General features: G+C 43.5%; 14 protein-coding genes. 9 read left to right on the forward strand and 5 right to left on the reverse strand.

What is annotated here, in order from left to right; all coding sequences use genetic code 11:
- Positions 1-33 precede the first annotated feature (33 nt).
- Positions 34-1743: a pilus motility taxis protein HmpF gene (hmpF, locus tag PCC7418_RS01140; protein WP_015224339.1), complete on the reverse strand. Its 1710-nt coding sequence runs from the start codon at positions 1741-1743 to the stop codon at positions 34-36.
- 231 nt (positions 1744-1974) lie between these two features.
- Between hmpF and PCC7418_RS01145 the strand changes: the two genes are divergently transcribed.
- The 7 genes from PCC7418_RS01145 to PCC7418_RS01175 all read left to right on the forward strand — a co-directional run bounded on the left by PCC7418_RS01145 (position 1975) and on the right by PCC7418_RS01175 (position 9432).
- Positions 1975-3186, forward strand: a complete 1212-nt coding sequence (locus PCC7418_RS01145; RefSeq protein ID WP_015224340.1) for a response regulator — start codon at positions 1975-1977, stop codon at positions 3184-3186.
- 123 nt (positions 3187-3309) lie between these two features.
- On the forward strand, positions 3310-3681 hold the full coding sequence (locus PCC7418_RS01150; protein ID WP_015224341.1) for a response regulator transcription factor: 372 nt from the start codon (positions 3310-3312) through the stop codon (positions 3679-3681).
- Between the two features lie 12 nt (positions 3682-3693).
- Positions 3694-4230, forward strand: a complete 537-nt coding sequence (locus PCC7418_RS01155; protein WP_015224342.1) for a chemotaxis protein CheW — start codon at positions 3694-3696, stop codon at positions 4228-4230.
- 129 nt (positions 4231-4359) lie between these two features.
- Positions 4360-7038: a HAMP domain-containing methyl-accepting chemotaxis protein gene (locus PCC7418_RS01160; protein WP_015224343.1), complete on the forward strand. Its 2679-nt coding sequence runs from the start codon at positions 4360-4362 to the stop codon at positions 7036-7038.
- Positions 7039-7043: 5 nt separating this feature from the next.
- Positions 7044-7832: an MlaE family lipid ABC transporter permease subunit gene (locus PCC7418_RS01165; protein ID WP_015224344.1), complete on the forward strand. Its 789-nt coding sequence runs from the start codon at positions 7044-7046 to the stop codon at positions 7830-7832.
- Between the two features lie 39 nt (positions 7833-7871).
- Positions 7872-8297 (forward strand): DUF3119 family protein, encoded by a 426-nt coding sequence (locus tag PCC7418_RS01170; protein ID WP_015224345.1) that lies wholly within the window; start codon positions 7872-7874, stop codon positions 8295-8297.
- Between the two features lie 64 nt (positions 8298-8361).
- Entirely contained in the window at positions 8362-9432 is a 1071-nt protein-coding gene (locus PCC7418_RS01175) for a DUF3086 domain-containing protein (protein ID WP_015224346.1), read from the forward strand.
- A gap of 92 nt (positions 9433-9524) precedes the next feature.
- Here PCC7418_RS01175 and PCC7418_RS01180 read toward each other — a convergent pair whose 3' ends face one another.
- Complete coding sequence (locus tag PCC7418_RS01180) at positions 9525-10460, reverse strand: NAD-dependent epimerase/dehydratase family protein (protein ID WP_015224347.1); 936 nt, start codon at positions 10458-10460, stop codon at positions 9525-9527.
- A gap of 143 nt (positions 10461-10603) precedes the next feature.
- Between PCC7418_RS01180 and PCC7418_RS01185 the strand changes: the two genes are divergently transcribed.
- Positions 10604-11131 (forward strand): DUF2062 domain-containing protein, encoded by a 528-nt coding sequence (locus PCC7418_RS01185; protein WP_015224348.1) that lies wholly within the window; start codon positions 10604-10606, stop codon positions 11129-11131.
- 23 nt (positions 11132-11154) lie between these two features.
- Positions 11155-11682, forward strand: coding sequence for a bifunctional pyr operon transcriptional regulator/uracil phosphoribosyltransferase PyrR (gene pyrR, locus PCC7418_RS01190; protein ID WP_015224349.1), 528 nt, complete (start codon positions 11155-11157; stop codon positions 11680-11682).
- Between the two features lie 48 nt (positions 11683-11730).
- Here the strand turns inward: pyrR and PCC7418_RS01195 are convergent, their stop codons facing one another.
- The 3 genes from PCC7418_RS01195 to PCC7418_RS01205 are packed head-to-tail and all read right to left on the reverse strand — an operon-like array spanning position 11731 to position 13926.
- On the reverse strand, positions 11731-12267 hold the full coding sequence (locus tag PCC7418_RS01195) for a GspH/FimT family pseudopilin (RefSeq protein WP_015224350.1): 537 nt from the start codon (positions 12265-12267) through the stop codon (positions 11731-11733).
- 4 nt (positions 12268-12271) lie between these two features.
- Complete coding sequence (locus tag PCC7418_RS01200) at positions 12272-13276, reverse strand: prepilin-type N-terminal cleavage/methylation domain-containing protein (RefSeq protein WP_015224351.1); 1005 nt, start codon at positions 13274-13276, stop codon at positions 12272-12274.
- Positions 13277-13290: 14 nt separating this feature from the next.
- The gene (locus PCC7418_RS01205) at positions 13291-13926 is read right to left on the reverse strand and encodes a hypothetical protein (RefSeq protein WP_150107012.1); all 636 of its coding nucleotides are present in this window, start codon (positions 13924-13926) and stop codon (positions 13291-13293) included.
- Positions 13927-13974 lie beyond the last annotated feature (48 nt).

The raw sequence follows: 13974 nt of genomic DNA on the forward strand, positions 1-13974 counted from the left end.
AATGACCAATGACTAATGACCAATGACTAATGACTATAAACTATTCAATAATTCTTGTACCTGTGATAACTGTTTTTGTTGCTCTGAAATATTAATTTTTTCCATAGCTTGCGCGATCGCGTCTAATTTTTCCCGAATTTCTTGCAATTTCTCTTCTTGATGATGTAACGTTTCTCCATTCACTTCCACCCGAGTCAATAATTCATTCGCTTCTTTTTGAGTATCTTGCCAATTAGCGACCAGAGTATCAATTTCTGTTCGAGTTTTATCACATTCTTGTTGCTGTTCTTTAACTGTGGTTTCTAATTCTTCAACTTGAGTTTGTAAGGTTTTCAATTCCTCATTGACCTGATGATATTCATCTTCGCTATAATCACGCTGGTCGTCAATTTTATTAAAAATCGGACTGAGATCAACTTTCTCCACATCTGGGGTCCAATCGGTTTCTCCTTGACGACGTTTGAGAACTCTCTTATATTGTTCCATAATATCTTCTCGTGACATTAAGTTACGACGCTGGCCCACTAACGTCTTCTCCAAGAAACGATACCGATCCTCTTCTTCTGCTAACTCATTCCGAATATTTTCTTTTTCACTGCTCTGTGCTTGCTTCAATTGCTCTTCTAATTCCCGAACACTTTGTAATTGATAATCTAATTCCTCTTCTTGATCTTTCACAAAAGAAACCGCCTGCTCAAAGGATTTTTGCATCGAATTAAACTCTTCTTCCAACTGTTCAACAGGCATTTTTTCCAGTGATTGAGTATCAATTTCTTGCTGAATTTTTAATTGGGGTGAGTTGATAACTAACCGTGATAAAATATCTCTGGCTTCACTTTGTTTTTGCAGTTGGGCTGCGAGATAAGTGACAATCTGTTGCTTGGTGTCAACTTGACTTTGAGCCGTCGCCAAACGCTGCTGCCTTTGTAATAATTCTCCTTCTTTTTCTTGCAATTGTTGGCGCAGAGTTTTTAAGTTCTCATTGATTTGTTCAGCATCCTTCTGTTTCTGTTCCGCTTGCTGACGTTGTTGGTCTAACGTTTTCCATTGTCCTTGAATAGTTTCGGTTTGTTCTTTGACTAAAGTCTCCGCCGTATTGAGAGGATCAAGAGTGGTTTGGGTCGCAGCGATCGCGCTTTCTACTTGTTGGACTAAATTGCGGAGAGCTTCTCCTTGTTCTGGAGTCAGTCCTTGTTTTCCTTGTAATTCCTCTTGTTGGACTTGTAAGCGTTGTTGTTCTCCTCGCAGTTGTTCCCAAGCCCCTTCTAACTCAGCGCGATCGCGCTCCCATTGTTCCCGTAATTGCTGAATTTCTTCCCGTTCCTTTTCTAGAGCACTGAGTTCTTCTTCCTTATCTTCAATGCGAGCCTCAGCTTCTTGTAACTCATTCTGACGACGGTTCAGTTCTTGCGCTTGAATGGTGAGAGACTGTTTCCATTCTTCAATCTCTTCTTCTTGTCCCTTTGTTTTTTCCACCTGCCGAGAAAACGTTTGTAACAAATTGGCAACCCTCGGACCAGCTAAATTTAACGAGCCCTGCACCTGACGATTGGGTCCTAAATTAACCGTGACAAGAGCTCCCTCTGCAAACTGCTGTGTCACATCTTCAGTGGAGATCACCTCTTCCCCCGGAATTGCACTCCAGCGATTATCATTTTGTTGACAAGCCAGTAAATGAAGAACGGTTTTCGTCCCGCCCATAAATAGGTATTTCTGTTTCTTCACTTCTGCAATATACAGCACGACCCTAATCCTCTTGTTAATGTTTTGCTCGCTTGGCTTCTGCTAAATTTTACATACTGTGAATCCATTTTTGAGGGAAAAAACATCAGGGATACAACAATAGATGCGATTGATCTTAACTTACTTTCATAATTTAAGTGGGTCAGTCCCAAATTTTTCTGTCCCTCTCCAGCACTAATCTAGTCATTTATTCTGTTCTTATGCAACCGATGGGAGTCTTTACTAAATCATATGTATGGTAGCCTGCACGAACTGGATCTCCGTAGTTTGTTAGAGTTGCTTGAACGTAGCCAAGCTACAGGACAACTCCTAATTCAAGCTGCTTCTGCCTTTTCCCCTTCTGATCTGGGGTCGCTCGCCTCAGAAGATCATTCCTTTTGGCTACTCTCTTTGAGTAACGGTCAAATCACTTATGCTGTTGATGGCAACCTGAGACAGTACCAACGACTACAAGACTATCTCCGTCGCTATCAGGTGGAGACAGTAGTGGAACGTTTACCAAAAACCGACAGGGTTGCCTTACCTCGCAATTTTCTCCAAGCTACGGCAAGATCCTTACCCGAATATAACTATTTATGGGTTCTCCTCGAACATCATGTTTTGACAGCCACTCAAGGAAAGCAAATTCTTGAACATATTGTTCATGAAACCATGTTTGACTTATTGAGCCTGCAACAAGGGTTCTTTAGGTTTCAGAGTAACACTGTTGTCGAGCCTCAACTAACCACTCTTGAGATTAGTCCACTTTTAACGCAGGTGATGCGGGAACTTCAACAGTGGAAGCAACTTTCTCCTTACGTTACCTCTCCAGAACAGTGTCCGCTTCTCACGAAAAATCATGAACTGAAACAAGCCCTAACGCCATCAGCCTATCGGAGTCTCGCTGTTGCTTGTCAAGGTGAACTTTCTTTACGACGAATTGCTCGTTATTTGAACAAAGATTTACTGACGATTAGCCAAGCCCTCTACCCGTACATTCAACGGGGTTGGCTGCAAATGCTTGCGGAAGAAGAAGCCCTTCCCTCTCAATCGATTCAGGAGGCTTCTGCTACCACTAAGATGGTTTACATTGGTCAAGAAAATGAAGTCAGGGATCAGATAGAATATATTTTAAAGTCCAAGGGGTATCTCCCCATGATCATTGATGATCCCATTGATGCACTGAGTATGATTGCGCGATCGCAGCCGAGCCTAGTGTTCTGCGCGTTAGAACTATCCACCTGGTCTGGGGAACAACTCAGCTACAGCTTGAGAAACCTTCCCACTTTAAGCCAAGTCCCGATCATTCTTGTCACGCCAGAAAATCCTGATCCGATCCGCTTAACTCGTGCTCAGCTTTTAGGAGTCACTGAGATTTTAGTGCCCCCGATTCAAGACTCAGATTTGCTTCATCTCTTAAGAACTCATCTGAACCCCAAAGATCAACAACATCAATTCCTTTGATCTCAAGGAAAGAATCGAGTTAAACTTTCTCAATCATAACGCTCCAAATTCCATTAAAATCAGATTGAAATTAACGATCAATCATCGTCATAATTTAAACCAGTAGTAAGGACAAAACAGGAAATGAGTACGGTTTTAGTTGTTGAAGATAGCGTGACCCAGAGACAAATGATTTCCGATTTGCTCAAAGAGAGTGGGTTAAACGCATCAGTGATTAGTGTGGGTGATGGCGTGGAGGCTCTAGAGCAAATTCAAACGCAACCCCCCGATATCGTTGTTTTAGATATTGTGATGCCTCGCATGAATGGTTATGAAGTTTGCCGTCAAATTAAGACTGATCCCAACACCGAAAATGTCCCAGTAATCATGTGTTCTTCTAAAGGAGAAGAATTTGATAAATATTGGGGGATGAAACAAGGAGCAGATGCTTATATTGCTAAGCCTTTTGAACCTACCGAACTCATTGGTACAATTAAGCAATTGCTGAGGGGATAGAGTGCGAGTGTCATGGTGAATCCAGCCGAATTCAACGAGCAAACCCCTTTCGGTGCAGAAGAAGATGATCTCGGTTCAGAAATCCAGTCATACGAACCGCCAGAAGGAGAACTACATTTACGACTGTACCTTCCTTCAGAAAGAGAACTTGCCATTCCAGCAACCGGAATTCGAGAAGTGGTCTCCCAATCTCCAAACTTAATTACTCCCATTCCCAATGCTTCGGTTCTGCTTTTAGGAACAATGAATTTGCGAGGACAAGTCATTTGGGTTGCTGATCTCGGTAAATTTTTAGGAGATCCTGGAGTCTTAACCACTGAACGTTCAGAAATTCCTGTAATTACCATTGAAGACCAAGACATGATGATGGGATTGGCGGTGGAAAAAATTGCTGGGATGGAATGGCTAGAACCAGAAGAATTGGAAGTAGCCAGTAACTTATCTGACGAAATGGCTCCTTTTATTCAAGGAGAATGGGAATGGGATCGTTCTTCCTTATTTTTACTCGATCCTTCAGCAATTCTGCGTTCAGCGCGGTGGGCTGCGTGAACCGAATAACAAAATTGGGAAGAAAACAGTCAATTTCTTGAGGAGAAAGTTAAGCTGGAGAAGCAGTCTTTACGCTCTTAAAAGTTCTAAAAATAATCTCTCCTAAAAAAGATATTATTCAATAGCCAGTTGGGAGGCACAACGGGAAATGGCATCAAGTACAAAAAAAATCAACAAGAGTATGAGCGGGCGAAAACAGCTTATATCACAGCCAATTATGAAGAAGCTGCAGAGATTATTGAAAAGCTAGCGCAAGACTCGCCAGATGACCCTGAAATTTTGTTACTGCGAGGTCACATTTATTGCTATTTTCAAGATTTTGAAGCAGCTAAGGAACAATATAACTTAGTGATTCAAAATACGGATAGTGAAGATTATGTTGAATGTGCATACTCAGGTTTAGAAACCGTTGATCAGTGGCAAAGTAGAGGAGGGGGGAATTTTACTTCTGCCTCAACTCAAGGAGGAACAGAAGCTAGGTCTGTTACCTCTGTTACCAATCGATCTGACTCAGAAGAAGATGTTACGGGAATTTGGTCGGAAGAAGAGGATTGGGAGTTTGAAGCGGATGAAGATGAACCGACAGGGGCTTTAGGTCATGATCAAGATCCGTTTTCCAATGCTGAGAGTGATCTGACAGGGATAGAAGAGCAACCAGATCCCTTCACTGAGCTTTCAGAGGATGAAATGACTGCTGTTTCGGCTCTCAATGATGACTTTGATGATGAAGATGATGAAGAGGTAACCAATTTAGCTGAGTCAGAAGCTAACTCGCTCTACTCTGAGGAATTAGATCATTTTGGGAATCAATCTCAGACGGAAATCAATGGTTCAACTGATGGTGACCCAACCGATGAGGATGAGCATCAAGAAAGTAAAGGAACTTTCCTCTTTCGTCCTCAAGATGATTCATCAGACGATGATCACACTGAGGGCAATTTGGTTGAAGAAGAATTTGACTTTAGCCAGTACACGAATGAAGACTTCCTTGAAGAAGGAGAAGAGGAAGATGATGATGATGTTAATACTTTTGGTCATGGTAACACTGAGAAAACGAAACAGTCCCCCCTTGGGAAGGAAGGGGCAACAGGTTCTTTAGCAGAAGAAGTTCCCTCTAGTTCTTTCTCCTTGCAACAGGAAGAGAAGACACCTCTCCAGAGTAAAGATCCCTCAGGTTCATCCCAAGAAGGGAAAGCAACACTCAGTGAAGAGAATCAAGGAAATAACGGTCAAGGTTTATTTACGAGTGCAACCGAACAAGCACAAGAAGGTGCAGAATTATTTAGTGCCACTGAGACGCAAGGGACTGATTCCTCCTTTGATACCAACACTCAAGATAATGAACCGTTTGTTGAACAGGAACAAGGCTCACTTGCATTTTTAGAAAATGCTTCTTTAGCGAAAAAGCAACAAATTATTTCTGGCGCAGTGGGGATTGCCTCTGCGGTTGTGGTTGCTGTGGGCAGTTTTGCTGTCTCGACGGTGGGAGAAAATAAACCCAGCTTTTTTGGTAATTTAGCTCGCTCCACAGCAGTCGGGCTCGTCGGAGGTGCAGCCAGTGGTGCTATCACTTGGGTGATGGGCGGTGTTGTGGTCAAACAAGTGAAACGATCCACGGGTGATTTACAAGCCCAGCTTTATGCGGTGCAGCAAGGGAATTTAGAGGCGAAGGCAACGGTTTACTCTCAGGATGAGTTTGGACAGTTAGCGTCTGGCTTTAACCAGATGACGCGGGTGGTTTCAACGACGACCAATGAAGCGCAACGGAAAGCACAAGAACAAGAACAAGCGAAAGAAGATTTACAGCGTCAGGTGATTCGCTTACTGGATGATGTAGAAGGGGCAGCACGGGGAGATTTAACGGTACAAGCTCAGGTCAGTGCTGACGTTTTAGGGGCGGTGGCGGATGCTTTTAACTTAACCATTCGCAGCTTACGGACGATTGTGCAACAGGTAAAAGAAGCAGCACGACAAGTGAACGAAGGAGCAGCAGAAAGTGCCTCCTTTGCGGGGGGATTATCGGAAGATGCCCTGCGTCAAGCGGAAGAGTTAGCGGTGAGTTTGAATTCAGCCCAAATGATGACCGAGTCCATTCAACGGGTTGCGGATAATGCAAAAGAGGCGGAATCCGTTGCTCGCACTGCTTCCGAAACGGCTCTCAAAGGGGGGGAAGCGGTAGATAGTACGGTGGCTGGTATTTTGCAAATTCGAGAAACGGTTGCCCAAAGTACCCGTAAGGTAAAGCGTCTGGCGGAGTCCTCTCAAGAAATTTCTAAGATTGTTTCGGTCATTTCTCAGATTGCAACTCGGACTAACAACTTAGCATTAAACGCATCTATTGAGGCAGCCCGTGCGGGAGAAGCAGGACGCGGTTTCGCGGTGATTGCCGATGAAGTGCGACAGTTAGCGGATCGTTCTACGAAATCGTTGCGGGAAATTGAAAAGATTGTACTGCAAATTCAAAGTGAAACCAGTTCGGTGATGATTGCGATGGAAGAGGGAACACAACAGGTGATTGAAGGAACGGAACGGGCGGAACAGGCGAAAAATGCGCTAGAGGATATTATTCAGGTATCGAACCGTATTGACTCCCTGGTACAATCGATTACCGCAGACACCGTTGAACAATCGGAAACGGCGCAATCAGTGGCTCAGGTGATGCAATCAGTGGAGATGACAGCCCAAGGAACGTCCCAAGAATCCCAGCAGGTTTCCACAGCACTGCAAAATCTGGTAAGTTTAGCGGGGGATCTTCTGGCTTCGGTGGAACGATTCCGCGTTAATCCTGAAGATGAGCAGAATAACTAGGCAAGATGACGTTGAAAACTGGGCTTGGGTCATGGCTGCAACGGGTTTTAGCAGCCCTACTCTTGGGAGGACAAATCCTCTTACACTTGCAGCCCCACAAAATTCACCGTCGTAACACTTTGGAGCAAATGGCGGTGGTCGGTCCGGATTCTCTCCTTATTGCTTTAATTACGGCAAGTTTTGTCGGGATGGTGTTTACCATTCAGGTGGCGAGGGAGTTTATTAATTTTGGTGCAGGAACTGCTGTGGGAGGGGTTCTCGCGATCGCGCTGACGAGAGAACTGGCCCCGGTGTTAACCGCCGTTGTCATTGCAGGACGAGTGGGATCAGCATTTGCTGCGGAAATTGGCACAATGCAAGTAACGGAACAAATTGATGCCCTTTATATTTTAAAGACCGATCCCATTAAATACTTAGTTGTTCCCCGCATCATTGCTTGTTGTACCATGCTGCCAATTCTGACAATTTTATCTTTAATTACAGGGATGGCAGGAGGATTACTAATTTCGACCACGATTTATAATATTTCAGATACGGTCTTTTTAGATTCAGCACGGAACTTTTTAGGGTTATGGGATCTCGTCAGCGCGATTATCAAAGCCAGCGTTTTTGGGGCGTTAATTGCCATTATCGGTTGTAATTGGGGATTAACAACCACAGGTGGGGCAAAAGGTGTGGGACAATCCACAACAACAGCAGTGGTCACGGCACTATTAGCGATTTTTATCGCGAATTTTGTCTTATCTTGGCTAATGTTTCAAGGGTCAGGCAGTGCGTTCCAAGGCGTTTCGTGAGATCATAGAAAAAAAGACTATGAACAAGGTTTATTGATTATGACATCATCCACTTCAAGCCAACAGACGGTTACTCTCTCTCCAGACTATCGTTTATCTGTTGCTATTTTCGCCATTGGTCTGGTTTTTATTTTTCTCGGGAATTCCCTTTTATTGGGAAGTAAACTCTTTTCTGTAATTGCGATTATTTTGGGAATTATTATTAGTCTGTTTTCATTTTTCCTGATGTTGCAAACAGTCATTATTCGCTTGCAATTTACGGAAACGTCTCTTGATGTCTATCGTTCAGAAAAAAGAATTCGTCAATTTCCTTATAGTGATTGGTTAAATTGGGAATTTTTTTGGCAACCTGTTCCCATTTTGTTCTATTTTCGAGAAGTGAAAAGTATTCATTTTGTTCCTTTTTTATTTAACCCGAAACAACTCAAGCAGTGCTTAGAAGAAAAAGTTAATCTCCAAAAGTAATATAGCAGTTCTCAATCTCATAACAAAGAACAAAGAACAATGAACCAATAACACAATATAATTTATGTCAAAAGAAGACTCAAACGCAGTTGATCAACAGCGAAAAAAACTACATGAACAAGCCCTATTACAAGGAGAAAAACAGGCATCTCCAGAAGGGAAATTAAAGGCGGATTTAGAACAGTTAGAAGCCCAAAAAACGCAATTAAAACAAGAAATTAAAGCCTTAGAAGCCCAAAAACAGCAACGGATTGCTGAGGAAACTACTGCCATTAAAAGCGCGATCGCGCAAATGGTGGAAGATGGAGTGAAAGAACTAGAAGAAAAACGCCAAAATTTGCAACAATCGGTGGAACAATTAGAACGACGGCGCGATCGCGCAGCCGAAGAAATGCGGACGACTTTTGCTGGTGTTTCTCAAGAACTGGCGGTGCGTGTGCAAGGTTTCAAAGACTATTTAGTGGGAAGTTTACAAGATTTAGCCGTAGCAGCCGAACAACTGGATTTACCCAGTTTAGAAGAACCAGCTGTAGAAGAAAATCCCCTCCCCACAACCCCACCCCCAGAAGAGAAAAAACCCTCACCGCAGTTTGCACAGCAGGAATGGCAAGAAGAAGCCCGACAAATTCGGACATTACTGGATCAGTATCGCGCCTTTCCCGACTACTATGGCCCCCCTTGGCAATTAAGACGGACGTTTGAACCGATTCATGCCGATCGCGCTCAGGAATGGTTTTTTACCCTCGCAGGGAGAGGAGCAATTCCTACCATGGGGAGTCGCTTACAGAATATTTTAGTCGCTTCTGCAATTATTGCCGTGTTGCGAGAACTCTATGGAGAACAGTTACGAACTCTTGTGTTAGCTGATTCCCCCGAACGGTTGGGAGAATGGCGACGGGGTTTACAAGACTGCTTAGGCATTTCTCGCAGTGATTTTGGACCGAATCGGGGAGTTGTCTTGTTTGAAAGCCCAGAAGCACTGATTCAGAGAGCAGATCGGATTGTGGAAGATGAAGATCTACCGTTGATTATTATTGATCAAAGTGAAAATGAAGTCGATCTTTCATTACTCCAGTTTCCCCTCTGGTTAGCTTTTGCCAAAGATTTTCAAGACTCCCCTAGTTATGACTTTTAACCAAGGAAAACAACAGACTTAATCAGAAAAAAGAGTCATGAAATCTCTCCCCCCCATCTCCCGATATCCCCAGCGCTATATCTAGTAGTCTTTCAAAAAGCAGAAAGAATCTGATCATCAAGGGAAAAATCAATGTCGGCTTCGTGACGATTGCTGGCGAGATAATCTTTTTCAAATGATTCTTTTAAGCCACTAATCAGATCATATTGAGGTTGCCAGTCTAAATCCGTTTTTGCTTTACTAATATCGGCAAAAAAGTGCTGCATTCTTAAGGGAAAGGGTTTCTTTTTACCAAAGTCAAAATCTTTAGGGTTGTAATGAACTAACTTTAAATCTTCAGGAGATTTCCCCACTGCCTTGGCGCAAGCGCGAGCGATACCATTGAAGGTAACATAACGCTCACCCGAAATATTATAAACTTGGGCTAAGGCTTTTTTATTGCCTAAAATGGATGCCATGGCATGGGCTAAATCTTGGACATGACCCAATTGAGTAATATGTTCTCCATGACCTGGAATGGGAATCGCGCGATCGCGCAGAATACGATCAAAAAACCACGCTTCTAAATCATTATAATTCCCAGCACCATAAATATAAACAGGGCGCACTGAAGTCCAAGGAACGCCCATTTCACTTAAATAAGTTTCAGTATCATGTTTTCCTTTGTGGCGACTTTTGGGGTCAATGGCATCCGCTTCATAATGAGGCATTTGATCGGATTTTAAATAAACCCCAGCCGAACTCACATAAACAAAATGTTGGATTTGATCCTTAAATAATTCAATTAAGGGTTGAGTATCACTTAACTCCCGTCCATTGTTATCAAAAATAGCATCAAAACTTTCCTTGGCCAGTTGATCTTTCAGTTGATCAGTATCCTTTCTATCGCCATGAACTTCTCTCACTCCCTCTACTGGAGAGGGGTTATTCCCGCGATTAAATAGGGTCACTTCATGTCCTTGTTCCACTAAAATTTTAGTGAGGGCAACGCCAATAAAGCGGGTTCCACCCATAATTAAAATCCGCATCGCAATTTCTCCCTTGAACAAAAGTAATTATTGTTTTATTCTCTCATTTTTTTCCAATGGTAAGGAATAGTCATCCCAAAACCAAGGCAAGCTGGAGAATTACGCCTTCTGTCTGAGCTTTACTTTTGTGACGATTGGTTAAGATGAGAAATAATATTGTGATCACTCATCTCGCTGCTAGTCAACCGATGCAACCCACTTATTATCTCAGTAAGAAACGACAGCCTTGGTGGAGACGAAAACTCCGCTATCTTTACCTGCGGATTATTCGGTTACGCAGTACCACTCCCGCGATCGCGCGGGGGTTAGCAACGGGGGTCTTTGCGGGCTTATTTCCCTTTTTTGGGGCGCAAACGATTCTAGGGATTTTCCTAGCAGTTTTAGTGCGAGGGAATAAGTTAACGGCAGCCGTTGGGACTTGGATTAGTAACCCCCTCACCTATGTTCCCATTTATTTATTTAACTTCAAAGTGGGACAAAGACTGCTCGGAACTTATGATTTATCAACTGATGTCGATTGGACATCAAGTGCAGAATTACTGCAAGCAGGACAAGCCTTTGCGGTAACCTTACTGTTAGGTTGCACTGTTGTCGGCGCGATCGCGGCTATTCTTGCTTATTGCCTTGGTTTATGGCTCATTCCTCGCCTCAGAAACCAGTCTAAATCCTAAGTTTAGGAATTCTTATCGTTCTTATGAAAGTCATTGAAATTTTATCCGCAGCAGAAATTAGACGGTCAATCACGCGATTAGCGTCACAACTTCTGGAAAAAGCCAGCACTCCCTCAAAACTAATCTTGTTAGGGATTCATACGCGCGGGGTTCCTCTGGCTCAACGCCTCGCCGAACAAATCGAAACCTTAGAAGGAATTACCGTTCCCGTTGGCGCGTTAGACATTACCTTTTATCGGGATGATCTTGACCAAATCAAAACCCGCACCCCAGCCAGAACTGATATCCCCTTTGATTTAACGGATAAAATTGTCGTTTTAGTAGATGATGTCATTTATAAAGGTCGTACCGCACGCGCTGCCCTGAATGCTGTCACCGAATATGGACGACCTGAAGCAATCTGGTTAGTTGTCTTAGTTGATCGTGGACATCGACAACTCCCCATTCATCCCGATTTTACTGGCAAAAAACTGCCCACCGCTAGTGAAGAACAAGTCAAAGTTTATCTAGAAGCCCTGGATGACAGAGATGCAGTGGAATTAAGCAAGTGACATCTCCCCTGGTGAACTTCGTTAGAGCCAGACGGGGCGTTTAGGATTCTAATAACAAGATTTTCCATTTTTCTGGGTGGGTTGGTTTTGAGAAGTATGAATCGTTCCTAAAATCGTTGAAACAAGGACACACCGTTTCTGTTGACTTTCACTTTCTAAGGTCAGGGTGATCCCTCCTAAATCTGTTTCTACTGTTCCTTGCTCATCAAAAACCACACGATAAACCCCACTTGATTGGGGTAAATCTGTTTCGCTATCAATCGTGATACTAGGTTCTAGTGCATTCCAAGTGGCATCACTGGCGGAGACGCTATCAGGATGGACAGCCCATTCAACTTGGTTTCCTTGTTGACGAAAACTTGCTTGCCAAGAGACTTTCTCGCTAACGGCATTGTTTTGAGCTTCTCGCATGGCAGTGCTGATTTCATTATTAGCACTTCTGAGGCGTTGCGTTTTCGCTAACCCAAGAATACCAGAGATGGAAAATGTTGCTAAAATGCCAATAATGACCGTAATTACCAATAGTTCAATCAGGGTAAAACCGGTGAGAGAGGGTTGAGCGGGAGTAACTTTTTTGAGCATCATGAGTCTAGTTAGTAGGGTTTTTGTCAATTACACCACGACTAATGACTTGGGTTTCCAGTTGAGGCACATAAGCATTCTCATCCAGAATGCCCGACTGACCATAAGCATTACCCGTTAGATAGAGAATGGCATCTTGATTCATTGCCTTGTCCGCAGTGCTACTTCTGACGCAAGCGTAAAAGCTCTTATAATTGCTGTCAGTTGGGGTGCGAGTGTAATCAGTGGGACAACTGCTTGCAGTGATTGAGGAATCATTATGAGCAGCGACAAAATCAGCTAAGGTTTCCGCCGTATCAGTAGGAAGATTAGACTGCAAACTGCTTAAGGTAATCGGATCATTGGGCCAGTTATCAAAGGTGCTTTCTAGGCGCGGATCAATATATCCTGTGGTGCGGGTGAGTTTATTCAGTTCATCTGCTTTATACTTACGCAACTCAAACCGTTCTAGTCGTGACTGTCCCTGCCAAACGTCGTTTGCAGTGGGTGCAGTGGTGTTTTGGATATAAGTGATTAAGGTGTAAGTTGTCCGTTCAATTTTGAGACTCTCACAGGCGGTTCTTTCTTCGTCAAGATCCCCATCACTATTATTGTCTGTTAGGGTGTCATTTTCGCAATCTCCTGGTAATTGATATTTGGCATCGCTGTCGTCAATATAAGGCACACGCTCAATTTTCCAAAAGGCAAGAATGGGCTTACGGTTGGAGCCAAAATCGGGTAAATAGTCTTCAAGGGTCGCCAGTTCTGTGCCATCATAAACGTAAACGGCTTCTCTGAGATCGCGGGAGATATAGGTTAACGCATTTCTCATCTCTTGTTGTGTGTTTGCCTGAGCGGAATCTTTCTGATTAATTTTGAGGAAATCAACGGTTTGAGCCAATAAAGTTGAAATAATAATCCCGCCAGCAAAAACCGCCACTAACAGTTCTGTGAGAGTCATCCCTTGTGATCGTTTGGGAGACGGTAAGAGATGGAAATAGAGTCTTGTTAATTGCTCAACTTTGTGTTTCATGGCAAATGATTGATTTAAGGTGAAGAACAAGAGGGAAGGCTAGGCTGATTGTCGCACGTATAACTTTTGAGTTTAATTAAAGACGTATCAATATCACTGCGACTAACATCGGTATAAACCACGGCTAAGGGACGAGTTTGGATTTGGCTTAAACCATTGGTTAATCCCAAAGAAGCAGGTTCAGTGCCGAGAGATCCCAAATTGTTTTTAGCAGTGATGGCATACACTCGCACTCCCATTTTAAAGTTTGCAAGTTGGTCTTCGGCACTTCCTGAGTCAAAGCGAATCCCCTCATCTCGGAAGGTTTGCACTAAAAAGTCAGCTTTTCCATCCTCATTAATATCCACTTCCCTTGCTTTGGCAATTCCATCAGGATTGGTGGTTTCAGAAACCGTCTGCGAGGGGGCAGCAGTTGAGGGTAAGCTGGTGGAGGTATTTTCAGGGGGTAAGTAGCTCGCTTCTTGACTTTGCTCGATTCCTTGCATAATCAAGGCTCGGGTGCGATCAATTTCACTTTGGGCGAGGCTGGCTGCTTGCTCGGCTCTTGTGTTTTGTAAGCGAGTGGCTGTGGAGAGTAGGAAAATGGGCGCGATCGCGCCGACTAAAACGCCAGAAACAATAATTCCAGCTAACACTTCCATGATACTCATGCCCTCAGTGCTAGCTTGGTTTGTAATGAATTGGGGGAAAGAAGGTCT

Origin of the sequence: Halothece sp. PCC 7418 (assembly GCF_000317635.1) — a bacterium.
GTDB lineage: Bacteria > Cyanobacteriota > Cyanobacteriia > Cyanobacteriales > Rubidibacteraceae > Halothece.